The 21,093-nt window shown below is 42.5% G+C and carries 24 protein-coding genes; 12 read left to right on the forward strand and 12 right to left on the reverse strand.

Annotated features, from left to right (window positions below):
• Positions 1-97: 97 nt before the first annotated feature.
• The 11 genes from tsf to SKC35_RS09720 all read right to left on the reverse strand — a co-directional run bounded on the left by tsf (position 98) and on the right by SKC35_RS09720 (position 8,141).
• Positions 98-931 carry a translation elongation factor Ts gene (gene tsf, locus SKC35_RS09670; protein ID WP_377979180.1) on the reverse strand — a complete coding sequence of 278 codons (834 nt, stop codon included), beginning with the start codon at positions 929-931 and terminating at the stop codon, positions 98-100.
• 12 nt (positions 932-943) lie between these two features.
• Positions 944-1,753 (reverse strand): 30S ribosomal protein S2, encoded by an 810-nt coding sequence (gene rpsB / locus SKC35_RS09675; protein WP_130895015.1) that lies wholly within the window; start codon positions 1,751-1,753, stop codon positions 944-946.
• Between the two features lie 78 nt (positions 1,754-1,831).
• Positions 1,832-2,221 carry a 30S ribosomal protein S9 gene (rpsI, locus tag SKC35_RS09680; protein WP_130895016.1) on the reverse strand — a complete coding sequence of 130 codons (390 nt, stop codon included), beginning with the start codon at positions 2,219-2,221 and terminating at the stop codon, positions 1,832-1,834.
• Between the two features lie 14 nt (positions 2,222-2,235).
• Positions 2,236-2,679 carry a 50S ribosomal protein L13 gene (gene rplM, locus SKC35_RS09685; RefSeq protein WP_377979181.1) on the reverse strand — a complete coding sequence of 148 codons (444 nt, stop codon included), beginning with the start codon at positions 2,677-2,679 and terminating at the stop codon, positions 2,236-2,238.
• A 223-nt stretch (positions 2,680-2,902) separates the two neighbouring features.
• Entirely contained in the window at positions 2,903-4,246 is a 1,344-nt protein-coding gene (gene accC / locus SKC35_RS09690) for an acetyl-CoA carboxylase biotin carboxylase subunit (protein ID WP_377979182.1), read from the reverse strand.
• Between the two features lie 3 nt (positions 4,247-4,249).
• On the reverse strand, positions 4,250-4,711 hold the full coding sequence (accB, locus tag SKC35_RS09695) for an acetyl-CoA carboxylase biotin carboxyl carrier protein (protein ID WP_377979183.1): 462 nt from the start codon (positions 4,709-4,711) through the stop codon (positions 4,250-4,252).
• A gap of 36 nt (positions 4,712-4,747) precedes the next feature.
• Positions 4,748-5,311, reverse strand: a complete 564-nt coding sequence (gene efp / locus SKC35_RS09700; RefSeq protein ID WP_377979184.1) for an elongation factor P — start codon at positions 5,309-5,311, stop codon at positions 4,748-4,750.
• A gap of 6 nt (positions 5,312-5,317) precedes the next feature.
• Positions 5,318-6,319, reverse strand: a complete 1,002-nt coding sequence (locus SKC35_RS09705) for a beta-ketoacyl-ACP synthase III (protein ID WP_377979185.1) — start codon at positions 6,317-6,319, stop codon at positions 5,318-5,320.
• A gap of 5 nt (positions 6,320-6,324) precedes the next feature.
• Complete coding sequence (gene plsX / locus SKC35_RS09710; RefSeq protein ID WP_377979186.1) at positions 6,325-7,269, reverse strand: phosphate acyltransferase PlsX; 945 nt, start codon at positions 7,267-7,269, stop codon at positions 6,325-6,327.
• A 126-nt stretch (positions 7,270-7,395) separates the two neighbouring features.
• Positions 7,396-7,587 carry a 50S ribosomal protein L32 gene (rpmF, locus tag SKC35_RS09715; protein WP_377979187.1) on the reverse strand — a complete coding sequence of 64 codons (192 nt, stop codon included), beginning with the start codon at positions 7,585-7,587 and terminating at the stop codon, positions 7,396-7,398.
• Positions 7,588-7,601: 14 nt separating this feature from the next.
• Complete coding sequence (locus SKC35_RS09720; RefSeq protein WP_377979188.1) at positions 7,602-8,141, reverse strand: YceD family protein; 540 nt, start codon at positions 8,139-8,141, stop codon at positions 7,602-7,604.
• A gap of 88 nt (positions 8,142-8,229) precedes the next feature.
• On the opposite strand from SKC35_RS09720, the gene SKC35_RS09725 reads away from it, so the two are divergent.
• The gene (locus tag SKC35_RS09725; protein WP_377979189.1) at positions 8,230-8,847 is read left to right on the forward strand and encodes a phosphatase PAP2 family protein; all 618 of its coding nucleotides are present in this window, start codon (positions 8,230-8,232) and stop codon (positions 8,845-8,847) included.
• Positions 8,825-10,438, forward strand: a complete 1,614-nt coding sequence (locus SKC35_RS09730) for an ArnT family glycosyltransferase (RefSeq protein WP_377979190.1) — start codon at positions 8,825-8,827, stop codon at positions 10,436-10,438. The genes SKC35_RS09725 and SKC35_RS09730 overlap by 23 nt, the downstream gene beginning before the upstream one ends.
• Positions 10,439-10,441: 3 nt before the next feature.
• Here the strand turns inward: SKC35_RS09730 and SKC35_RS09735 are convergent, their stop codons facing one another.
• Positions 10,442-10,852, reverse strand: a complete 411-nt coding sequence (locus tag SKC35_RS09735) for a nucleoside-diphosphate kinase (protein ID WP_130922878.1) — start codon at positions 10,850-10,852, stop codon at positions 10,442-10,444.
• 10 nt (positions 10,853-10,862) lie between these two features.
• Here SKC35_RS09735 and SKC35_RS09740 point away from each other — a divergent pair, with 10 nt between their 5' ends.
• The 10 genes from SKC35_RS09740 (at position 10,863) to SKC35_RS09785 (ending at position 21,056) form a co-directional block, all read left to right on the forward strand.
• Positions 10,863-11,951 (forward strand): DHH family phosphoesterase, encoded by a 1,089-nt coding sequence (locus SKC35_RS09740; protein WP_377979191.1) that lies wholly within the window; start codon positions 10,863-10,865, stop codon positions 11,949-11,951.
• Positions 11,952-11,961: 10 nt separating this feature from the next.
• Positions 11,962-12,801 (forward strand): FKBP-type peptidyl-prolyl cis-trans isomerase, encoded by an 840-nt coding sequence (locus tag SKC35_RS09745; RefSeq protein WP_377979192.1) that lies wholly within the window; start codon positions 11,962-11,964, stop codon positions 12,799-12,801.
• Between the two features lie 4 nt (positions 12,802-12,805).
• Positions 12,806-13,651: an FKBP-type peptidyl-prolyl cis-trans isomerase gene (locus tag SKC35_RS09750; protein ID WP_377979193.1), complete on the forward strand. Its 846-nt coding sequence runs from the start codon at positions 12,806-12,808 to the stop codon at positions 13,649-13,651.
• 2 nt (positions 13,652-13,653) lie between these two features.
• Complete coding sequence (locus SKC35_RS09755; RefSeq protein ID WP_377979194.1) at positions 13,654-14,532, forward strand: FKBP-type peptidyl-prolyl cis-trans isomerase; 879 nt, start codon at positions 13,654-13,656, stop codon at positions 14,530-14,532.
• A complete protein-coding gene (gene rdgB, locus SKC35_RS09760; protein ID WP_377979195.1) occupies positions 14,532-15,131 on the forward strand; it encodes an RdgB/HAM1 family non-canonical purine NTP pyrophosphatase in 600 nt (199 codons plus the stop codon). Before SKC35_RS09755 ends, rdgB begins: the two co-directional genes overlap by 1 nt.
• 56 nt (positions 15,132-15,187) lie before the next feature.
• Positions 15,188-17,707 (forward strand): DUF5686 and carboxypeptidase-like regulatory domain-containing protein, encoded by a 2,520-nt coding sequence (locus tag SKC35_RS09765; RefSeq protein WP_377979196.1) that lies wholly within the window; start codon positions 15,188-15,190, stop codon positions 17,705-17,707.
• Positions 17,708-17,809: 102 nt separating this feature from the next.
• The gene (gene plsY / locus SKC35_RS09770; RefSeq protein ID WP_377979197.1) at positions 17,810-18,454 is read left to right on the forward strand and encodes a glycerol-3-phosphate 1-O-acyltransferase PlsY; all 645 of its coding nucleotides are present in this window, start codon (positions 17,810-17,812) and stop codon (positions 18,452-18,454) included.
• Positions 18,455-18,474: 20 nt separating this feature from the next.
• Complete coding sequence (locus SKC35_RS09775; protein WP_377979198.1) at positions 18,475-19,845, forward strand: dipeptidase; 1,371 nt, start codon at positions 18,475-18,477, stop codon at positions 19,843-19,845.
• A 1-nt stretch (position 19,846) separates the two neighbouring features.
• Positions 19,847-20,671: an N-acetylmuramic acid 6-phosphate etherase gene (gene murQ / locus SKC35_RS09780; protein WP_377979199.1), complete on the forward strand. Its 825-nt coding sequence runs from the start codon at positions 19,847-19,849 to the stop codon at positions 20,669-20,671.
• A 103-nt stretch (positions 20,672-20,774) separates the two neighbouring features.
• Positions 20,775-21,056 (forward strand): c-type cytochrome, encoded by a 282-nt coding sequence (locus tag SKC35_RS09785; RefSeq protein WP_377979468.1) that lies wholly within the window; start codon positions 20,775-20,777, stop codon positions 21,054-21,056.
• Positions 21,057-21,093: the final 37 nt, after the last annotated feature.

Here is a 21,093-nt window from a genome sequence, read left to right on the forward strand (position 1 = left end):
CATTCTATCAACTCAAATTGAGCATCTGGTCGGAATTTTACTGACAAAAAAAAGACCCACCGTTTCGGGTGGGTCTTTCGTAAGAATTCGAGTGGTATTAAACCAAAGCGATACGTTTGAACGATGAAATCGTTAAACCTTTTTGCGTTTGCTCTAATAGTTGACGAATCGTGATCGATGAGTCTTTTACGAATTGTTGGTTTAATAAAGTTTGTTCTTTGTAGAACTTCTCTAATTTACCTACTGCAATTTTCTCTAACATCGCCTCAGGCTTACCTTCTTGACGTGCTTGATCTTTACCGATTTCGATTTCTCTTTCAATAGTCTCAGAATCTACACCATCCTTGTCTAAAGCGACAGGTTTCATAGCCGTGATTTGCATCGCGATATCTTTTCCTACTTCAGATACATCTACTCCTTGAACGTTTTCGAATGCTACTAAAACACCGATTTTGTTGTTAGAGTGAATGTAAGAAACCACTTTCTCAGCTGTTACGTTTTCGTAAGCTGCTAACGTGATTTTCTCTCCAATTTTACCAGTTAATTCGATGATGTGACCTTCTACCGAACGTCCATCTGCTAACGGCTCAGCTAATAAATCATGCGCTGAAGGAGCGTGAGACGCTGCTGCTTTGTCAATGATTGTTTTAGCTAAATTATTGAAGTCAGCTACTTTAGAAACTGGTTCAGTTTCACAAGCTAAAGCGATTAATTTACCGTTCGAGTGATCTGCATTAAGTGCTACTAATACAACACCTTCATTAGTTTCATTGTCCGCACGTTTCGCTGCTACTTTTTGACCTGCTTTACGAAGGATATCTACTGCTGCTTCGAAGTCACCATTGGCTTCAGTCAAAGCTTTCTTGCAATCCATCATTCCTGCACCGGTCATTTGACGTAACTTGTTAACGTCTGCTGCTGTAATTGACATATGTATGAATATTTATTCTTGTTCTGCTTCTTTTTCGTATTTAGCCGCTACCTTAGCTGCCTCTTGTGAATCGTCGTCCGCTGCTTTTTTAGCTTCTACTTCTTCCGCCTCACGAGCATCATCCTTATCTTGTTTTCTTTCTGCTAAACCTTCTTCGATCGCTTTAGAAATGGCAGTGATGATGATGGAGATAGACTTGTATGCATCATCATTCGCTGGGATTGGATAATCAACTAAATCTGGGTTAGAGTTCGTATCACACATAGCGAAAACTGGGATACCTAATTTCTTAGCTTCAGAAACCGCGATGTGCTCACGCTTAACGTCTACTACGAACAATGCCGCTGGAAGACGAGTTAAGTCAGTGATACCACCTAAAACACGCTTTAATTTTTCTTCTTCACGAGTTAACATTAAACGCTCACGCTTAGCGATTGTCTTAACGATAACTTCGTCTTTTAACATTTTATCAATGCTAGACATCTTCTTGATAGACTTACGTACAGTCGCGAAGTTAGTCAACATACCACCTAACCAACGGTCAGTTACGTACGGCATTTTTAATTTATCTGCTTCTGTCGTCACAATTTCTTGTGCTTGTTTCTTAGTTGCAACGAACATTACCTTACGGCCTGAACGTACAATTGAACGAAGAGCTGCTGATGCTTCTTCTAAAGAAGAGATCGTTTTATTTAGATCAATGATGTGGATACCATTTTTCTCCATAAAGATATATGGAGCCATTTTAGGATCCCACTTACGTGTCAAGTGACCGAAGTGAACGCCTGCGTCAAGCAAGTCGTTGTAGCTTAATTGTGCCATTTTGGTTGTTTAAAAATGTGAATAATAAAAAGGTGGAAAAGGCATCGGCAACAGACAAGCCTTTTCCACGAACAAATCTTAACGCTTAGAGAATTGGAATCTCTTACGAGCTTTCGCACGTCCTGGTTTCTTACGCTCCACCATACGTGGGTCACGAGTTAAGAAGCCTTCTTTTTTCAAAGGAGAACGTAATTCAGCATCTTGCGTTTGAAGTGCACGTGAAATCGCCATACGAAGTGCTTCAGCTTGACCTTTGATACCACCGCCATCTACGTTAGCTGTTACATCAAAAGAACCTACTGTGTTCGTTAGAGCGAAAGGTTGATTAACAACAATCTGAAGAATTTCAGATGGGAAGTAATCAGCTAATACACGGCCGTTGATTTTAATCTGGCCTTTACCTGGTGTCATAGAAATACGAGCTACTGCCGTCTTTCTTCTACCGATTTTACTTGTTATTTCTGCCATTTTCTTAGTGTCCGTTAAAACTTAATTTCTTTTGGTTGTTGAGCTGCGTGAGGATGTTCTGATCCTGCATAAACGAATAGGTTGTTGAATAAAACACGACCTAAACGGTTTTTAGGTAACATACCTTTTACTGCTGATTCGACAACACCTCTTGGGTTTTTAGCTAAAACCTCACGTGGAGTTGCGAAACGTTGACCACCTGGGTAACCCGTGTGACGGATATACACCTTGTCTGTCATTTTCTTACCAGTTAAGCGAATTTTGTCCGCGTTGATAACGATAACTTGATCGCCACAATCAACGTGTGGAGTGTAAGAAGGCTTGTGCTTTCCACGAATGATTTTCGCAATTTCAGAACAAACACGTCCCAAAACTTGATTTTCTGCATCTACAACAAACCAAGCTTTCTGTACAGTAGCTTTGTTTGCGGAGATGGTTTTGTAACTTAAAGTATCCACTTGTTTATAATTTAACTGTTTGAATCGTTTCCACCTAGACCACGGAATTTGTCTAAAGGAATTGATTATGACCTATTTTATCTTTCAAACGGGCATTCAATCGAAAAATGGGAGTGCAAATTTATAAAATCTTGATTTGATATGCAAGTGTCTAAAAGAAAATGTTTTAGAACAAAAAAAGGAGGCCTACAAGCCTCCTTTTTCACTACCTTTTTAGGTCAAATTATAAATCGCTCAAATCGAAACTTTCCATGAAAGCCGTCGTGAATTGACCTGACTGGAACGTAGGATCATCCATCAACTTAATGTGGAAAGGAATCGTGGTTTTGATGCCCTCAATGACGAATTCTTGCAAAGCACGCTTCATACGAAGTAATACTTCTTCACGGCTTTGGCCTGAAACGATTACTTTCGCAATCATTGAATCGTAATTCGGTGGAATAGTATAGCCAGAATACACGTGAGAGTCAATACGAACGCCGTGGCCACCTGGTAGGTGAAGATTTGTGATCTTACCTGGTGATGGACGGAAACCGTTCGCTGGATCTTCCGCATTAATACGGCATTCTAAGGCATATAATTTAGGGAAGTAGTTTTGGCCCGAAATCGCGATGCCCGCTGCTACCTTAATTTGCTCCTTAATTAGATCGAAATCTGTTACCTCTTCTGTGATTGGATGCTCTACTTGGATACGGGTATTCATCTCCATGAAGTAGAAATCTCCGTTTTTGTCCACTAAGAACTCAATCGTACCCGCGCCTTCGTACCCGATAGCGGTAGCACCTGCGATAGCTGCCTCACCCATTTTTTTGCGCAATTCGTCCGAAAGGGCAGGGGATGGCGTTTCTTCGCACAATTTTTGGTGACGACGTTGAATCGAGCAATCGCGTTCTGATAAGTGACAAGCTTTGCCAAATTTATCTCCCACGATCTGAATTTCAATGTGACGAGGCTCTTCCACGAATTTCTCCATGTACATCGCATCGTTTCCAAAAGCCGCCGCTGATTCCATCTTCGCATCTTCCCATAATTTGTCAAATTCTGACTCCTCCCGGATGATACGCATCCCGCGGCCACCACCACCAGCTGTCGCTTTGATGATTACCGGGTATTTGATGGCTTTCGCTAATTCTTTTGCTTCTTCTACGGTGTCGATTAAGCCGTCAGAACCCGGGATAACCGGAACTCCTGCACGCTTCATCGTCTCTTTCGCTGTGGCTTTATCCCCCATCGAATTAATCATCTCTGCCGAAGCACCGATGAACTTGATCCCATGTTCTGAACAAATACGAGAGAATTCTGCATTCTCAGAAAGGAAACCGTAACCCGGGTGGATCGCATCAGCTCCAGTCACTTCTGCAGCCGAAATAATCGCCGGAATACTCAAGTAGGATTGTCTGCTGGGCGGAGGTCCGATACATACGGCCTCATCCGCAAAGCGAACGTGTAAACTGTCGCGATCGGCGGTAGAGAAAACGGCCACCGTTTTGATGCCCATCTCTTTACAAGTCCGAATAATACGCAAGGCAATTTCCCCGCGATTCGCTATTAATATCTTTTTAAACATAGATTACGCTTTTTCAACCAAGAATAAAGGTTGATCAAATTCTACAGGACTTGCATTATCAACTAAGATTTTAACGATCTTTCCAGAGATTTCTGAATCGATTTCGTTAAACAATTTCATCGCTTCGATCACACAAACTGTTTTACCTGGAGCGATTTCTGTTCCTACTTCTACGAAGTTATCTTTATCTGGACCTGGAGCACGGTAGAATGTACCGATCATAGGTGACTTAACTGTATATAAGTTATCTGCTACGGGTGCCGGTGCTGCTGGAGCCGCTGGCGCTGCTGCTGGAGCTGCCGCTACTGGAGCCGCTGCTGGTGCTGCAGAAACCACACTTACTACCGGTGCTGCTTCTCCGTGTTTCTTAACAGAAACCTTTAAACCTTCTGTTTCGATGCTAACCTCCGCTAGTGGAGATTTCGCGATATAATCGAGTAATCGTTGAATTTCTTTAGTATCCATTCTTTTTTGTTAATTAAACGCTACAAAGGTAGCTAATTATTTTACACGCTCAGCGTATGAATAGGTTCTTGTATCTACTTTAATCACTTCATCTTGTTCGATGAAAATAGGCACGGTGATCGTCGCTCCTGTTTCCACCGTTGCTGGTTTCTTAGGAGAGTTAGCCGTATCGCCACGAACACCTGGTTCTGTGTAGGTTACCTTTAACTCTACGAATGGAGGTAATTCACATGACAAAGCCGCATCGTTTTCTGTATTGATCAAAATCTCTACCTCTTGGCCTTCTTTCATCAAGTCCGCCATCACGCATAAATTCTCGTTTAATAGAATTTGCTCGAATGACTCTTGGTCCATGAAGTTAAAACCAAACTCGTCTTTGTAGATAAATTGGAATTTTCTGCGCTCCACACGTACGGGATAGATTGCCACGCCTGAGTTGAACGTATTATCTAATACTTTTCCTGAGCTTAATGAACGTAATTTCGTCCGAACGAAAGCCGGGCCTTTTCCTGGTTTTACGTGAAGGAATTCAATGATCGAGTATAAGTCGTCATTGTATTTAATCACTAATCCATTCTTAATGTCTGCTGTAGTTGCCATTTCTAATTATTTAGGGTCGTATGCCCATTTAACGTAAGCTGATCCCCATGTGAAACCTCCACCGAAGGCCGCTAAGATCAGGTTATCTCCTTTTTTTAGTTTGTTTTCGTAATCCCAAAGACAAAGCGGAATAGTCGCCGCCGTCGTATTTCCATATTTCTGGATGTTCAACATCACCTTATCTTCACTCACACCCATGCGATTTGCTGTCGCATCGATGATGCGTTTGTTCGCTTGGTGCGGAACCAAGTACTTGATATCATCTCCCGTCAAGTGATTACGCTCCATGATTTCTGCCGAAACATCTGCCATACGCGTCACCGCAAATTTAAATACGGATTGACCTTCTTGGCGAATGTAATGCCATTTTGATTCTACTGATTCTACCGTAGGAGGGTAGGCGCTACCGCCCCCTTTTTGCATTAAGGATTCACATCCTTCTCCATCTGATTTCAAGATGAAGTCTTGTACGCCTAAACCTTCAAAATTTGGTTCTAACATCACCGCTGCCGCTCCATCCCCAAAAAGAATGCACGTCGTACGATCCGTATAGTCTACAATCGAAGACATTTTATCCGCACCCACAACCACGATTTTCTTGTAACGACCTGATTCGATGAAGGCGGTACCTGCACCTAAGGCATTTAAGAAACCAGAACAAGCCGCTGCTAAGTCAAAGGAAGCCGTTTCACGGATGCCTACTGCCTTGCAAATCAAGTTCGAAGCGGAAGGGAAAAAGTAATCTGGAGTCACCGTAGCACAGATCAGCATGTCTACTTCTTCTGGCTTAGTATTGGTTTTCTTCAAGAGATCCTCCACCGCTTTCGCCCCCATAAAAGACGTTCCCAGACCTTCGCCTTTCAAAATACGTCTTTCTTTGATGCCGGTGCGAGAAGTGATCCACTCGTCGTTTGTATCAATGATTTTTTCTAATTCTTGATTCGTCAGCACATAATCCGGTACATATCCTGCGACTCCGGTGATGGCTGCACTTATTTTTTGGCTCATATTCATTATTGGTTCTCGATGGCGGCCTTAATCTTTCCGCACACATCTGATTCTACAACGGATCTACAAAGTTTGATCATGTTTTTGATTGCCAAAGGACTAGACGCCCCGTGTGCAATAATCACATTCCCATTAATCCCGATGATCGGGCTACCGCCGTATTTTTCGTAATTCGTATTCTCCACAAAGTCATTCGTGATTCCTTGGTCTTTCATGATCTTGTAGATAGATTCCCCCATCTTCAAAATAATGTTTCCCGTAAATCCGTCCGTCACAATAACGTCTGCTTTGTTCTTAAAGAAGTCTTTCCCCTCGATGTTACCGATGAAGTTGATTTTCTTGTTTTCCTTTAAAAGGGCATGTGTCGCTAGCGAAAGGATGTTTCCTTTTTGCTCTTCTTCGCCTATGTTCATTAAACCTACGCGTGGTGCTTTCTTACCAGTTGTCGCTTCAAAGTACACAGAGCCTAACAAAGCAAATTGATCTAGCATCTCTGGTTTGCAATCTGCATTCGCGCCAATATCTAGCATTAGGGCATAGGTGCCGTCCTCTTGTGGAACGAATCCGGCAATTGCTGGTCGAGAAATTCCTTCGATGGTTTTGACAGAAAATAAAGATCCGACCATCATAGCGCCGGTATTTCCTGCTGAAGCAAAGACGTCTGCTTTGCCTTCTTTTAAAAGATGAAACCCAACTCCGATGCTGGAATTGGGTTTTTGAGATAATGCCTTAGTCGGATGTTCACCCATTTCAATTACCTGATCCGCGTGAATGATGGCAATTTGCTTGCCTGCATACCCGTGTTTCGCTAATAATTGCTCGATGGTGCCCTGTGGACCTACGGCTAATATAGTGTCGTCGTTTGAAAGACTAGATAACGCTAAAAGTATTCCTTCAATTACAGCTTCTGGGGCATAATCCCCGCCCATCACATCAACGGCTATTTTCATTTAATTATGTTTAATTACTAAAGCTTTTGGCAAAAATAGCATTAAATTTAGTCAAAAAATAGCATTTTAACGGGATTTTTTCAGTTGTGCTGAAAAAACAGCGTAAAGCTGCAGTCTACCAGGGAATTACTTAACCGTGAATCCTTCTACGATCATTTTTCCTTTGTAGAACAAGTTACCTTCATGTACGTGAGCACGGTGATAAAGGTGAGTTTCGCCTGTTTGTGGATCAACTCCTAAATGTCTTGGAGTTCCGAAATCATGCGCTCTTCTTGTATCACGACGAGTAGTAGAGATTTTTCTTTTAGGATGTGCCATTGTATTGTTATTTATTAATTATTGTCTGTTAATTTTTTTAATGCTGCCCATCTCGGATCCATTTCTGGCTCCTGATCGGCTTTATTTTCGTCTTCTGGGTCTGTTGTATAAATCAACTCGCCATCTACATGCTCTTCTAGAGGTTTCACAAACCTAGGGTGCAACTTTTTCATAGGCACCTGTAAGGCAATGAAATCAAATAAATCTTGCGATAAATCTAATTTAGGCGACTTTCTATCTAACAAGAATAAATTATCTCCCATATCTTCATTGTGATCCGAATATTTGTAAATAATCTTCTCATCTAGGTGAATAGGGAATTCAAATTCCTCATTTGATCTATCGCAAATTAATTTCAAAAAGCCGTCAATCTCCAGTCTAACCTGAATCATGGTCGGCGATTTATCTAACGTCGCTTTTGCGTTAAATTCGCCCTTTTGGACCCATTCTTGCTCGAAAGCAGCGAAAAATTCGTCGTTCCCGGTGAAGGAATACGGGTATACTTTATCTTCTAAAGAAAGTATCGGTATCTGGTATGCTTCTAAGACGTTCATTTTCACTCTTGGGTAAAAAAGAATGCGAAATTACGAAAATATTCGAAAACAGCAATAGTTGCGCTGAACAAATTCGTAATTTCGAGGCATGAAGCATTGGAGTCCGGCTGTAAAAGCATTTTTGGGGATTTTTATTTTTTACGAAGTAGTAGGCTGGATTTTTATTAGCGCCTACCAGCGTCTCGATCAGCTTCAGCTCATCAACGGAAATAACTCCCCTTTAGCAGACATGACCTTTCAGGCGTTGACTGCCACGGCTGAAGTTGTTCTGCCTATTTTACTCTTACTCTATCTAATCCGGTTTCAGAAAGCCTACGCTTTGCCTTATGTGTATTCCTATGCCTTATCTACCGGTTTGATTCAGGGATTAAAACATCTGGTGTTTACTGACGCGCTGCGACCTTTGGCCTATTTTGCCAGTTCAGGTATTAAATGGCATATCATTCCTGGGCTTTTAATCAGTGAATTTAATTCCATGCCATCAGGACATACCGGGGCGGCCTTTTTTATGTTCTTTTGGGTGGCGGTGCTGTTGCGTCGCTGGTTCTGGGGAGCATTAGCTGGTTTAATTGCCGTAGGCGTTGCCTATTCTAGAGTCTATTTATTTCAACATTTTCCGGTGGATACCCTCGTGGGAGCGGCCATTGGAGTAGGCTCATCTGCCTTATTTTATTCGATCCATTATGCTAAAAGCAGTTCAAAGTAAACCTTACCTTTTCTGGGCGCTCGTGGGAGCGGCGGTGTATATCCCTTTTTTGGGGTCGACGCATTTGTTCGATTGGGATGAAGTGAATTTTGCGGAATCGGCGAGGGAGATGATTGTGACGGGGGATTTTTTAAGCGTCCAAATCAACTTTCAACCGTTCTGGGAGAAGCCGCCTTTGTTTCTTTGGCTGCAGGCACTGAGTTTTATGGTCTTTGATTCGTTTTCGGGTCAATCAGACATTTCGATGGAATTTGCTGCGCGTTTTCCTAATGCGATCATTGGAATCGCTACGCTGTGGGCGCTTTATGCGATAGGGAAGAAGACCTGGGGTGCTAATTTTGGTAATCTATGGGCATTTTCTTATCTGGTCGCGATAACACCACACGTGTATGCGAGTTCCGGGATTATCGATCCGCTATTCAACTTGTTGATTTTTTTAGGTGTCTATTTCTTTTCGGAGTTCTTTCAGGATTCGACGCGCTTTAGAAATGTCGTATTCGCTGGGATTTCGATTGGTTTAGCCTTGTTGACCAAAGGTCCAGCGGCATTGCTCCTTTGGGCATTAACCCTCTTTTTCGTAGGGATTTTGTACCGTTCGAGAGTAAATGGTCGTTTGTTTTCAGGCGCCGTTGTGGCGGGATTGATCTCCGTGTTTTTCTTTGTGGTTTGGTATGGTTTGATTGCTTACAAATTTGGATGGCAGATCATTGAGGATTTCTTTACCTACCAAGTACGCTTGATGACAACGGGGGATGCCGGGCACGGGCAACCCTTTTATTACCACTTTGTGGTTCTTTTGATTGGATGTTTTCCGGTGTCGATTTGGGCGGGAGCTCGATTGTTTCGCTGGAAGCGGGAGGAATTGGATTTTTCGAACTGGATGAAAGTGTTGTTTTGGGTGGTCTTGATTCTGTTCAGTATTGTGAAGACGAAAATTGTACACTATTCGTCCATGTGCTGGATTCCGTTGACCTATTTCTCGGCGGTGGTTTTGCAGGAATGGCAGGCAGGTGGATTTCGCTTTAATTGGAAATACAATACGGCGATAGGCTTTGTGGGATTAGTATTAGCGACGGTGTTGACGGCGGTTCCATTGATAGGCCAAAACGCGGGCCTCATCGCTCCTTACATTCAAGACGTATTCGTGCAAGGTAATTTGCAAGCACCCGTGTTTTGGGCGGGTTGGGAGTTTTTGATCGGCTTGGTATTTGCTGTAGCCGTGATATATTACCTGTTCACAAAGAAGTTACATACCTTGATGGCAGCGTCCTTGGTGACGATTATGGCCTATATGGCCATCGTGGTGCCTAAAATAGAAGGGTATACGCAGGCGACTGTGATTGATTTTTATATCGCAAAGATGGGCCAAAAAGTCTACGTCGAGCCTGTTGGATTCAAGTCCTACGCGCACCTCTTGTATTTTCAAAAGCCCGCAGGAAGTCCCGCGGGCGATGAATTATTGGCGGCGAAAAAGCTGGATAGACCGGCTTATTTCATCCTGAAAGCGGATGCAGAAGATAAGTTTAAATACCATCCGAACTTGATCTTCCTAAAAGAAGAGAACGGATTCTTATTCTACAAGCACCGCTAAGATTTAAACTCCTGGGAAGAAGAACGCGCCTTCGATGGCTGCATTTTCATCCGAATCAGATCCGTGGATGGCGTTAGCCTCTAAGGATTTGGCAAATTGCTTACGAATAGTTCCTTCTGCAGCTTCAGCCGGATTCGTGGAACCGATGAAGGTACGAAAATCAGCTACCGCGTTTTCTTTCTCCAAAATCATCGGGATAATCTCGCTCTTCGACATATAGTCGCAAAGGCTTTGATAAAAAGGACGCTCGCTGTGAACAGCATAAAATTGACCCGCTTGCTCTGGGCTCATTTTTAATTTCGTAATGGCTACAATTTTGTAACCAGCTTTTTCGATTTGTTGAATGATGGGACCTGTGTGACCGTCTGCGACCGCATCCGGCTTAATCATGGTAAAAGTTCTATTTGTTGACATTGGCATAATTTTGAACAAATTTATCTCTAACTTTGCGTTCGCCCAAATTTATTTCTGGCACACCTATTTTATGACCTCCATTTCTGAGTTAAAAGCCCAACTTATTCCAGGCACAAAAGCTGTGATCACCGCACATTATAATCCGGATTCGGATGCGATTGGTTCGACCCTTGCTTTTCAAGGATATTTGGCCAAAAAAGGTATTCAAGCGACGGTAGCGGTGCCATCAGCCTTGTCCGCTAACCTAAAATGGATGCCGGGAGCAGCGGATATTTTAACCTATGACGAGCTACTTCACAAGGTACAAATCGATGCGCTGGTCGAGGAAGCTGATTTTATTTTCTGTTTGGATTTCTCGGGCATTCAAAGGTTGCACAATATGGCGCCTTTAGTACGCAAGTCGCGGGCAAAAAAGGTGGTGATAGATCACCACTTGGATCCGGAAGACTTTGGCGATTATTATTACCACCGAACCATAGCGGCTTCGACTTGTGAATTAATCTATGATTTGATCCTGGAGTGGGGCGATGAAAATCTCCTAGACCCATCGATCGGATCCTGCTTGTATTCCGGCATTATGACCGACACAGGCTCTTTTCGTCATCCTAACACGACCGCTCATGTGCATACCGTTGTGGCGGCCTTGATTGATGTAGGGGTGAATACAAACGAGGTGCATCGCAAGGTATTTGATTCATCCAGTATCGATCGTTTGAAGTTTATTGGTCATGTGTTAGGCCAAAGAATGGACTACCTACCCGAATATCACCTAGCTTTCATGTGGATCACGGCAGAGGATTTAACAAAATTTAATTCTCAAGCAGGGGACACAGAAGGAATCGTGAATTACGGTTTGCAAATCACCGGCTGTGTATGGTCCATCCTAATGATTGAGCGTCCAGATGGCGTAAAGCTATCTTTTAGATCTATCGAACCTTTTGCCGTGAACGAATTTGCTTCGAAATACTTTGAAGGTGGCGGGCATAAAAATGCCTCCGGTGGACGTTTTTCTGGGGGAAGTTTAGTGGAGGCGAAGAAAAAACTAATGGAAGTGTTACCTTTGTATCTTTCTGAAATAAATCGAGTTAAAAATTTATAAAATCAAAATCATGCGTAAACAACTAGCAGTAATTTTAGTAGCGGCAATGGCACTAGCTTCGTGTAATAATGTCGAAGTAGTAGACGGAGTTAAAATTCAAAAACACGAACATGATGATAGCGCCGCTAAATTAAAAGAAGGTGATATCATTACGTTTGATTTAGTGATTAAAAACGATGCCGATTCTACGATCAAAGATTCACGCAAAGAAGGCAAGCCATTACAAGATCTAGTTCCTCCAGCTGCGCCTGCAGGAGCGTTCAAAGGTTCTTTTGAGAACGGTTTGCGTTTATTAGCGGTAGGCGATAGCGCAACCATCTTCGTTCCTGTTGATAGCTTATTCAAGGATGCAAACCAGCCAGTTCCCCCGTTCTTGAAGCGTGGTACAGATGTTCGCTTCATCGTTAAGATCAAGAAATCTCAATCTCGTGCAGAATTTGAAAAAGAGATGACGAAATTATCAGCGGAGCAAACAGGTAAAGACGCGAAATTAATCGAAGCGTACGTAGCTAATTCAGGTAAAAAATTCACTAAGACTTCTACTGGTTTGTACGTATCCATCTCTAATCCAGGTGTGGGTGAAGGCCCTAAAATGGGTGAGTCTTGGGAAGTAAACTATATTGGAACATTCTTGGATGGAAAAGAATTCGACAAAGGTGCTGGTGTGGCTATGCCTCCAGTAGGTCAATTAGTTCCAGGCTTCAACGAAGCCTTAATGTTATTGAAAAAAGGAGGTAAAGGTACTTTTGTGATCCCGTCAGCGTTAGGCTATGGTGCTCAAGGTGCAGCGCCACGTATCCCTGCAAATGCTATTTTAGTATTTGAATTAGAAGTATTGTCTAAGAAATAATTGAATGAAAGTTTTCGGATTCCTATTTATTGCCCTTTTTACGTTTTCATGTCTCTCTGATATTGCATTGGAAGATGAGGTGAGAGCGAAAGAAAATCAAACACAGATTTTAGCCTATTTTGCTGGTCAAAATCAAAGCCCATCTGCCCTGGCTGATGGAGGCTATTATTTTGTGACTAAATCGAATCCATCGGGGGAATTAGCGACGAAGGGTGATTCACTCTATGTACATTATGAGTTCTCAAACCTGGCAACGGGCAAGGTACTTGATAGTACAAATCGGGCGACTAATTCTCCTTATTTTTTACGGTACGGCAATGGTAATCCCGTTTTCGTTTCTTTGTTGACAGCGCTGAGAGAGGGCGAACAAGCCACTTTGGTGATTCCTGGTACTGCTCAAGCATTCCCAGATTTGCCAGCTTACACGCCTATGAAGGTGAAAATCAAGTCGTATGTGGTTCGCACACAAGATGATCTTATTCGTGAATACATTACTCGCAATGGATATACGGTGACAGACACCCAAACAGACGGTCTTCGTTACATACGTTTGCAAGCCGGAACGGGTGATATTCCAGCTCAAGGCAAAGTGGTTAAAATTAAATACACAGGACGTTTCTTGAGTTCTAAAGCTTTTGATGGCAATATGGCTCGCACAGACAGTTTGAGCGTGACCATAGGTGGGACGCAAACTGTTCCTGGTTTCCAAATGGGCATCGAGAAAATGCGTTTAGGCGAAAAAGCAGTGATCGTTTTCCCTTCTGCTCTGGGTTATGGGGCTAATGGAAACAGCAGTATTCCTGGTTATACACCTTTAAGTTTCGAAATCTACGTGGCTAAAATTGAATAAGTATGATGAAGTATGTGGTTTTATTTTTCGCTATTGCGATGGGTTTAACAAGTTGTTCGGTGGATAATCCTGTGGAACAGGAAGTTTCAAAGAATAATACAGATATACAAAACTACTTAAAGCAACGTAATCTTACCTACCAAAGTACGGTAGATGGCATGTATTATTCCATCACTTCTGCCGGTGCTGCAAGCGCTCCTGCCGTAGCTGATTTAGTTACTTTACATTACAAATTGACTTTATTAGACGGGACCTTCGTTGATTCTACTTCCAAGGTGGCAGGTCAATCCAAATCCATTATTTTCGGTGTTTCTCAGAGTCTCTTTTCACTACCTGTTTCGTTAATGAAAGCGGGGGATAAGGGGACTTTTTTGTTACCCTCTTCCTTAGCTTTTGGTGCCAATACCTTTGGGAATGTGCCTGCTTATTCAGTCATTAAAGCAGAAATTGAAGTAGTTTCCGTTAAGAACCAAGCGGACCAAATTACTGCCATGCAAAGTACGTATGGTTTCACTGCTCCTGAGAAAACAACCTCAGGATTAGTGTTTCAAAAAGTAGTAGAAAACCCCACAGGTGCAGCAGTTACGACCGGGCAGATGATAAAAGTGAATTATACAGGTCGTTTAGGCTATGGATATATTCAAACGGATGCGACCAATAAGGTAGTATATGATTCTAAATTCGGTTCTGGTACCTTGACCTTTACAGCTGGAGCAGGCCAATTAATTCCTGGATTTGAAGAGACAGTATTGAAAATGAAAGTAGGGGAGAAAGCAAAAGCAATTTTACCTTATACGATTGCTTATGGCGCTGCCGGCAATTCTTCAATTCCTGGTTACTCTCCTTTGTATTTTGAGATCGAAGTAGTCTCTGCACAATAATGCGCCCTATTCTCTATTTAGCTACCCAAAACAAGCACAAAGTCGAAGAACTAACGGCTTTGCTTCAGGATCACTTTAGTGTCCTGGATTTAAGTTCACTTGCGCTTACTGAAGAGATCCCTGAAACAGGTAAGACGCTTACTGAGAATTCCCTTCAAAAAGCACGGTATATCGCCGAGAAATTCCAAGTTTCTTGTTTGGCAGACGATTCCGGTTTAGAAGTAGAAGCTTTAGGTGGTGATCCTGGCGTCTATTCTGCCCGTTATGCAGGTGAACCCAAAGATGATCAAGCAAACCTCCAATTACTATTACAAAACCTGCGCGGTAATTCGAATCGGCGTGCGCGCTTCGTTACGGTTTTGACTTATTTTGCAGCGGGTACTTACCATTCGTTTGAAGGAGAGATTCAAGGGTCGATAGTGGAGTTGCCCCGCGGCACACAGGGTTTTGGCTATGATCCTATTTTTCAACCGGAAATGGAAACCCGCACCTTTGCCGAAATGACCTTGGCTGAGAAGAATAAAATAGCCCACCGGGCGCGTGCTTTGGAGAAATTCAAAAACTTCTTAGACGAAACACAGAAATGTGCCGACGAATAGCGAAATATTCGCTTAGCTTGCTATTTTTGTAACGTTTGCAATTTAAAACTCCCTCGATGAAATTGAAATTCAGCCTATTGCTGGCTTTTTTCTTATATTTTACGGTTTTCTCGTCTGCTGGTCAGTTTGTGATCAAAGGTAGAGTGACCGATTCAAAGAACGGAGACCCCATTCCTTTTGCTTCTGTAGGGCTAGTAGGCGTCAGTCAAGGTGCCACCACAAACTTTCAAGGAGAGTTTACCCTTAATTCAAAATATTCTGCCGATAGCCTTTTTGCCTCCTTTGTAGGCTATAAAAAGCGCGTGAAAAAAATTACGCGCGGGGCTAAATTACAAGAAGTTGACTTTCAGTTAGAACCCTCGGGACGTGAAATGGCTGAGGTGATTGTGTATTCAGGTGAAAATCCGGCTTTTAAAATCCTGCGAGGAGTAATTCGCAACCGCGAAAAGAATGATCGATCGAAGCTATCTGCATACGAATATGATTCCTATGCGAAGATGGAACTCGATGTGGATAATATCTCAGATAAGTTCAAGGAGAAAAAGGTGATGAAAGACATTGCTCAGGCAATCAAGAAGTTTGAGAAAATAGCTGGAGAAGATGGTAAGCTCGTTATTCCTACGTACATCTCGGAGTCTGTGGGGAAGTTTTATTATTTAGAAAGTCCACAACGTAAGAAGGAAACCATTACGAAGACCAACATCAAGGGTGTGGGAGTCAAAGATGGTTCGTTAATTTCACAGTTAGTGGGAGGAAATTTAGTGGCTAATTATAATTTCTATCAGAACTATGTCGGCTTTTTTGGCAAGGACTTTGCTAGCCCGATTGGGGATAACTGGAAAGGAAGTTATAGCTATTTTTTAGGTGATACCGTAAATGTGGATGGCCATGTGTGTTACCAGATGGATTTTGATCCGAAGAACCCGATGGATCTGGTTTTTAGAGGCCAAATGTGGATTGACACGACATCCTTCGCATTGGTGCAAATTGATGCAGCTGTAGACAAAGGAGCTAATTTGAATTTCATTGATAAAATTAAAATCTCTCAGGAACTAGAACAAACCAGCTCAGGAGCTTGGCTTCCAGCTAGAACCCGATTCCTGATCGACTTAGAAGAAATTACCAAAGGCAGTGCCGGGATGTTATTGAAAATGTACATTTCGAACAAAGATTTCGTGGTCAACAAGCCACATGAATTGGGCTTTTATGATTTCACCACGGAGGTCGCGGAAGATGCGATGCAGCCTAATCCGGAGTTTTGGAAGTATGCCCGTCACGAACCTCTGAGTACACAAGATTTAATGGCATCCGCCTTGATTGATTCCGTGCAGAATCTGCCTATCGTTCGAACCTACGTCGAAATCGCAGAGATTATTCTCAGTGGCTACAAGAAATTCAATGACATCGAAGTGGGTCCATATGTGTCCAGCTTTGCGGTGAATAAAATTGAAGGTGCGCGTTTACGTTTAGGTTTTAGGACGAATGCAAACTTTGATAAGCACTGGATTTTAAGGGGAAACGTTGGTTTTGGGACGAAAGATTTAGTGCCTAAATATTCCGCGGAGGTGAATTACCTTTTCTCTAAAAAGAAGTGGACAGTCGCCGGACTTCGTCATTCGTATGACATTGAACGGGTGGGTTTAACGCCTGAATTGATTGGGGATAATAAATTATTCTATTCTTTCACCCGTTGGGGGGCTTTTTCTGGTGCCTTCTTTAGAAGGGAATCGGAGGCCTTTTTCTCGTCCGAATTCTACAAAGGTTTAACCGTAACAACCTCTTTAAATACGCGTTCATTCGATCCTTTGTTCCGTTTTCAATACCGATTAAATCCGGAATTAGGTCGCGCCTCAGCGGTGCAGGATTACTACCAAGAGACTTTTGCGACGGTGGAGTTTCGTTTTGCCAAAAACGAAACCTTCATCATGAATGGGAATGAGCGAATTACTTTAGCCACGAAACGTATCCCAGTGGTTACCTTGAAATACCAACACGGATTCAAAGGCTTCTTAGGGGGAGACTTTACTTATGACCGCGTCACATTGAAGGCTTACCAAACCTTCCGTTTAGGAACCTTAGGTCGCTCGGATTATACGTTTACAGCAGGTTATACACCATCTAATTTACCTGCACCGCTCTTGTTTCCTCACTTAGGAAATGAGACTTTTTTCTTCGTTCGATCGGCCTATTCCACCATGAATTATTTTGAATTCGTGAGTGATCAATATGCTTCGTTACAATATAATCACAATTTTGAGGGTTTATTGTTTAATCGCATTCCGTTGATTAAGAAATTAAAATGGCGTTTTATTGCCTCAGGTAATATTTTGCTGGGAAGTCAACGATCTGCGAATCGTGAAATTATGAAAGATGTAAACAGTCCCTTACGCTCTAAATTCTTAGATCAATACTCGTTTGATTCCTTGGATCCGAACAAGCCTTTTGCAGAGGTAGGTTATGGAATCGATAATATTTTTAAGATTTTACGTGTACAAGCCTTCCATCGTTTGACCTATTTAGATCACGGTAATCCTCAGCGTTTCAGGTTAATGGCATCGGTTAATTTCTCTTTTTAGAACATTATAAAGACGAAAGTTTAAACATTTCAAGAATGTTTTTGTTGCATTTGATTTCATAAACTTGACGCCCTATATTTACAAGGTTACAACTAATGTATTATGCTTTTAATTCTTGTGGGCCTGTCTTTATTAAGTTACCTGTTAGGGTCTATCCCTACGGCAATTTGGTATGGTGATCGCTATCACGGAATTGATATTCGCCAACATGGGAGTGGTAATGCAGGAGCAACCAACACCTTTCGTGTGTTAGGTAAAAAGGCCGGATCGATCGTTTTGTTTGTAGATGCTTTGAAGGGATTTGCAGCTGCTAGTTTAGCAACCGTTTTATTTTCATTTGGCTTAGTGGATTGGCAAACGTGCGTAACGTTGAAGATCTTGTTTGGTTTCTTAGCCATCATTGGCCATTTACTTCCCGTTTTTTGTGATTTCAAAGGGGGCAAAGGTGTGGCAACGACCTTAGGTATGGTCATAGCCTTACATCCGCAGGCAGCCTTGGTGAGTAGTCTCGTTTTTTTACTTGTATTTGCGATCTCGCATTACGTTTCTTTAGGTTCTATGGTAACCTCTTTAGTATTTCCACTATTGCTTCAATTTGGCGTATTCGGCAAAGAGTTGCCTATTTTAATTTATTTTGGATTCATCATCTCCTTTTTAGTGATCTTTACGCACCGTAAAAATATCGGTCGAATCATTTCAGGAACGGAAAATCGGATGTATCTTATCCCTCGAAAAGGACGCTTGTAGTCTTTCTATCTTCATTTATTATGCAATCAACACACGAATTTATTGCCGCCCACAAGGATCGGTTTCTGGCGGAGCTTTTGGACTTATTACGTATTCCTTCGATTTCTGCAGACCCAGCCTATACGGGTGATGTGCGCAAAGCCGCGGAATGGGTTGCAGAGAACTTACGCCAGGCTGGCGCAGATCACGTTCGCTTAGAAGAAACACCAGGTCATCCCATCGTGTATGGTGAGAAAATGGTGGATCCAGCTGCCCCTACGGTATTGGTGTATGGACATTACGATGTGCAACCGGCAGATCCTTTGGAGCTTTGGGATAATCCTCCTTTTGAACCTGTGATTAAGGATGAGGTGATATATGCGCGTGGAGCTTGTGATGATAAAGGTCAGGTATTTATGCACGTGAAGGCATTCGAGTCCATGTTAGCCTCCGGTAATTTGACTTGTAATGTGAAGTTTATGATCGAGGGCGAGGAAGAAATTGGGTCGGATAATCTGGGTAATTTCGTGGCTGCGAATAAAGACTTATTAAAAGCAGATGTGATCTTGATTTCAGATACATCTATTATTGCGAATGATATTCCTTCCATCGATGTGGGTTTGCGTGGATTGAGCTATATGGAAGTGGAAGTACAGGGCCCTAACCGTGATTTACACTCTGGTGTATATGGCGGAGCGGTAGCAAATCCAATTAATATATTGTGCCAAATGATTTCCTCGATGCACGATGAATTCAATCACATCACCATCCCCGGTTTTTATGATGGGGTGATGGAAGTGAGCGCGGCTGACAGAGCAGCGATGGCACAGACTCCATTTGATTTAGACGCTTACCAAAAAGATTTAGGCATAGACACCGTGCACGGTGAGAAAGGTTTTACGACATTAGAACGCGCTTCGATTCGCCCTACGTTAGATGTAAATGGCATTTGGGGAGGTTATACAGGTGAAGGAGCGAAAACAGTATTACCATCTAAAGCTTATGCCAAAATCTCTATGCGACTTGTGCCTAACCAGTCTTCAGCAGAGATTACACGTCTATTTACGGAACACTTTAAAGCGATTGCGCCTAAAGGAGTAAAAGTGAAAGTAACAGCACACCACGGTGGAGAGGGTTATCTAATGCCTACGGATAGTATCGCCTTTCAGGCGGCTTCGGAGGCGATGACCACCACTTTTGGTAAAGAACCTGTGCCTACTCGTGGCGGCGGAAGTATTCCCATTGTGGCCTTATTTGAGAAAGAATTAGGGATTAAATCGATATTGATGGGCTTTGGCCTAGATTCAGATGATATTCATTCTCCTAATGAGCATTATGGTCTATTTAATTTTTACAAAGGGATTGAAACGATTCCTCATTTCTTTAAAAACTTCGCGTCATTATCGAAATAATATGTCTGAAAATTTAAGTGCTCTAGCAACAGAATCTAGCTCTACGTATGACAATCTGGAGCAACAGACGGTTGATACGATCTTGCGTCAAATCAATGCAGAGGATAAAACGGTGCCTTTGGCAGTAGAGAAAGTGATTCCCTCAATGGAGGCTTTGGTACACGAAATTGTCAAGCGAATGAAGCAAGGCGGTCGTCTGTTTTACATCGGTGCTGGAACATCAGGTCGCTTAGGCGTAGTCGATGCCTCTGAATGTCCACCTACCTATGGAGTACCTCATGACTGGGTCATTGGATTAATCGCCGGTGGAGATTCTGCCATTCGCAAGGCGGTAGAAAATGCGGAAGATGATGAGAAACAGGCTTGGCTTGATATGAAAGCTCATGGTATCGATTCACTTGATACGGTGGTAGGTATTGCCGCTTCCGGAAGAACGCCCTATGTGATTGGTGGATTACGCGAGGCAAACGCTCATGGCATTTTAACGGGTTGCATTGTTTGCAACGCTGGGAGTGCTGTGGCAGCAGAAGCGAAATACCCTATCGAAGTCGTGGTAGGTCCTGAATACGTGACTGGAAGTACCCGAATGAAATCGGGAACGGCTCAAAAACTCGTTTTGAACATGTTATCCACCGCCGTTATGATCCAATTAGGTCGCGTGAGAGGGAACAAAATGGTGGATATGCAGTTAAGTAATCACAAGTTAGTGTTGCGCGCGATCCGTATGGTTCGCGAGGCAACTGGGGTAAGTGATGAGGTGGCAGCGGAACTTTTAGAAAAACATGGCAGCGTACGAAATGCAGTAGATGCAATTCAAGCAAAATAAATTGGGATAATAGCGCTTTAATCCCTTAATTTGTAGAATTAATAATCAAATACCTCTTATGAAAAACGTATCTAAACTTATTTTAACGTTCGTGTTCGGAACAATGGCTTTTGGCTTTCAAGCAAAAGCGGAAGATTTTCCAGCAGACATCAAGCCTTTAATGACTAAATATACTTGCTTTGCTTGTCACAAACCTGATACGCGTTTAGTGGGTCCGGCTTACAAAGATGTAGCTAAGAAGAAATATTCAGTAGATAAGATTGTTGCCTTAATTGCAAAGCCACAACCTTCTAACTGGCCAGGTTACCCTCCAATGGCGCCTATGACTAACGTGCCTAAAGAAGATGCAGTTAAATTAGCGAAGTATATCAACTCGTTGAAATAATTGATCTAATAGCATAAAAAAGCCCTCAATTTGATTG

The sequence above is a fragment of the Aquirufa originis genome (assembly GCF_042714495.1).
Classification (GTDB): Bacteria; Bacteroidota; Bacteroidia; order Cytophagales; family Spirosomataceae; genus Aquirufa; species Aquirufa originis.

Excerpts from the sequence above, each read along its gene's own strand:
- SKC35_RS09705 (WP_377979185.1), bottom strand. The coding sequence starts at position 6,319 with ATGAGCCAAAAAATAAGTGCAGCCATCACCGGAGTCGCAGGATATGTA.
- efp (WP_377979184.1), bottom strand. The coding sequence starts at position 5,311 with ATGGCAACTACAGCAGACATTAAGAATGGATTAGTGATTAAATACAAT.
- SKC35_RS09745 (WP_377979192.1), top strand. The coding sequence starts at position 11,962 with ATGCGTAAACAACTAGCAGTAATTTTAGTAGCGGCAATGGCACTAGCT.
- SKC35_RS09765 (WP_377979196.1), top strand. The coding sequence starts at position 15,188 with ATGAAATTGAAATTCAGCCTATTGCTGGCTTTTTTCTTATATTTTACG.
- SKC35_RS09750 (WP_377979193.1), top strand. The coding sequence starts at position 12,806 with ATGAAAGTTTTCGGATTCCTATTTATTGCCCTTTTTACGTTTTCATGT.
- SKC35_RS09730 (WP_377979190.1), top strand. The coding sequence starts at position 8,825 with ATGCTAAAAGCAGTTCAAAGTAAACCTTACCTTTTCTGGGCGCTCGTG.
- SKC35_RS09785 (WP_377979468.1), top strand. The coding sequence starts at position 20,775 with ATGGCTTTTGGCTTTCAAGCAAAAGCGGAAGATTTTCCAGCAGACATC.
- SKC35_RS09775 (WP_377979198.1), top strand. The coding sequence starts at position 18,475 with ATGCAATCAACACACGAATTTATTGCCGCCCACAAGGATCGGTTTCTG.
- tsf (WP_377979180.1), bottom strand. The coding sequence starts at position 931 with ATGTCAATTACAGCAGCAGACGTTAACAAGTTACGTCAAATGACCGGT.
- rpsB (WP_130895015.1), bottom strand. The coding sequence starts at position 1,753 with ATGGCACAATTAAGCTACAACGACTTGCTTGACGCAGGCGTTCACTTC.
- murQ (WP_377979199.1), top strand. The coding sequence starts at position 19,847 with ATGTCTGAAAATTTAAGTGCTCTAGCAACAGAATCTAGCTCTACGTAT.
- plsY (WP_377979197.1), top strand. The coding sequence starts at position 17,810 with ATGCTTTTAATTCTTGTGGGCCTGTCTTTATTAAGTTACCTGTTAGGG.
- rpsI (WP_130895016.1), bottom strand. The coding sequence starts at position 2,221 with ATGGCAGAAATAACAAGTAAAATCGGTAGAAGAAAGACGGCAGTAGCT.
- plsX (WP_377979186.1), bottom strand. The coding sequence starts at position 7,269 with ATGAAAATAGCCGTTGATGTGATGGGCGGGGATTATGCCCCAGAAGCT.
- rpmF (WP_377979187.1), bottom strand. The coding sequence starts at position 7,587 with ATGGCACATCCTAAAAGAAAAATCTCTACTACTCGTCGTGATACAAGA.
- SKC35_RS09735 (WP_130922878.1), bottom strand. The coding sequence starts at position 10,852 with ATGTCAACAAATAGAACTTTTACCATGATTAAGCCGGATGCGGTCGCA.
- accB (WP_377979183.1), bottom strand. The coding sequence starts at position 4,711 with ATGGATACTAAAGAAATTCAACGATTACTCGATTATATCGCGAAATCT.
- accC (WP_377979182.1), bottom strand. The coding sequence starts at position 4,246 with ATGTTTAAAAAGATATTAATAGCGAATCGCGGGGAAATTGCCTTGCGT.
- SKC35_RS09720 (WP_377979188.1), bottom strand. The coding sequence starts at position 8,141 with ATGAACGTCTTAGAAGCATACCAGATACCGATACTTTCTTTAGAAGAT.
- SKC35_RS09755 (WP_377979194.1), top strand. The coding sequence starts at position 13,654 with ATGATGAAGTATGTGGTTTTATTTTTCGCTATTGCGATGGGTTTAACA.
- rdgB (WP_377979195.1), top strand. The coding sequence starts at position 14,532 with ATGCGCCCTATTCTCTATTTAGCTACCCAAAACAAGCACAAAGTCGAA.
- SKC35_RS09725 (WP_377979189.1), top strand. The coding sequence starts at position 8,230 with ATGAAGCATTGGAGTCCGGCTGTAAAAGCATTTTTGGGGATTTTTATT.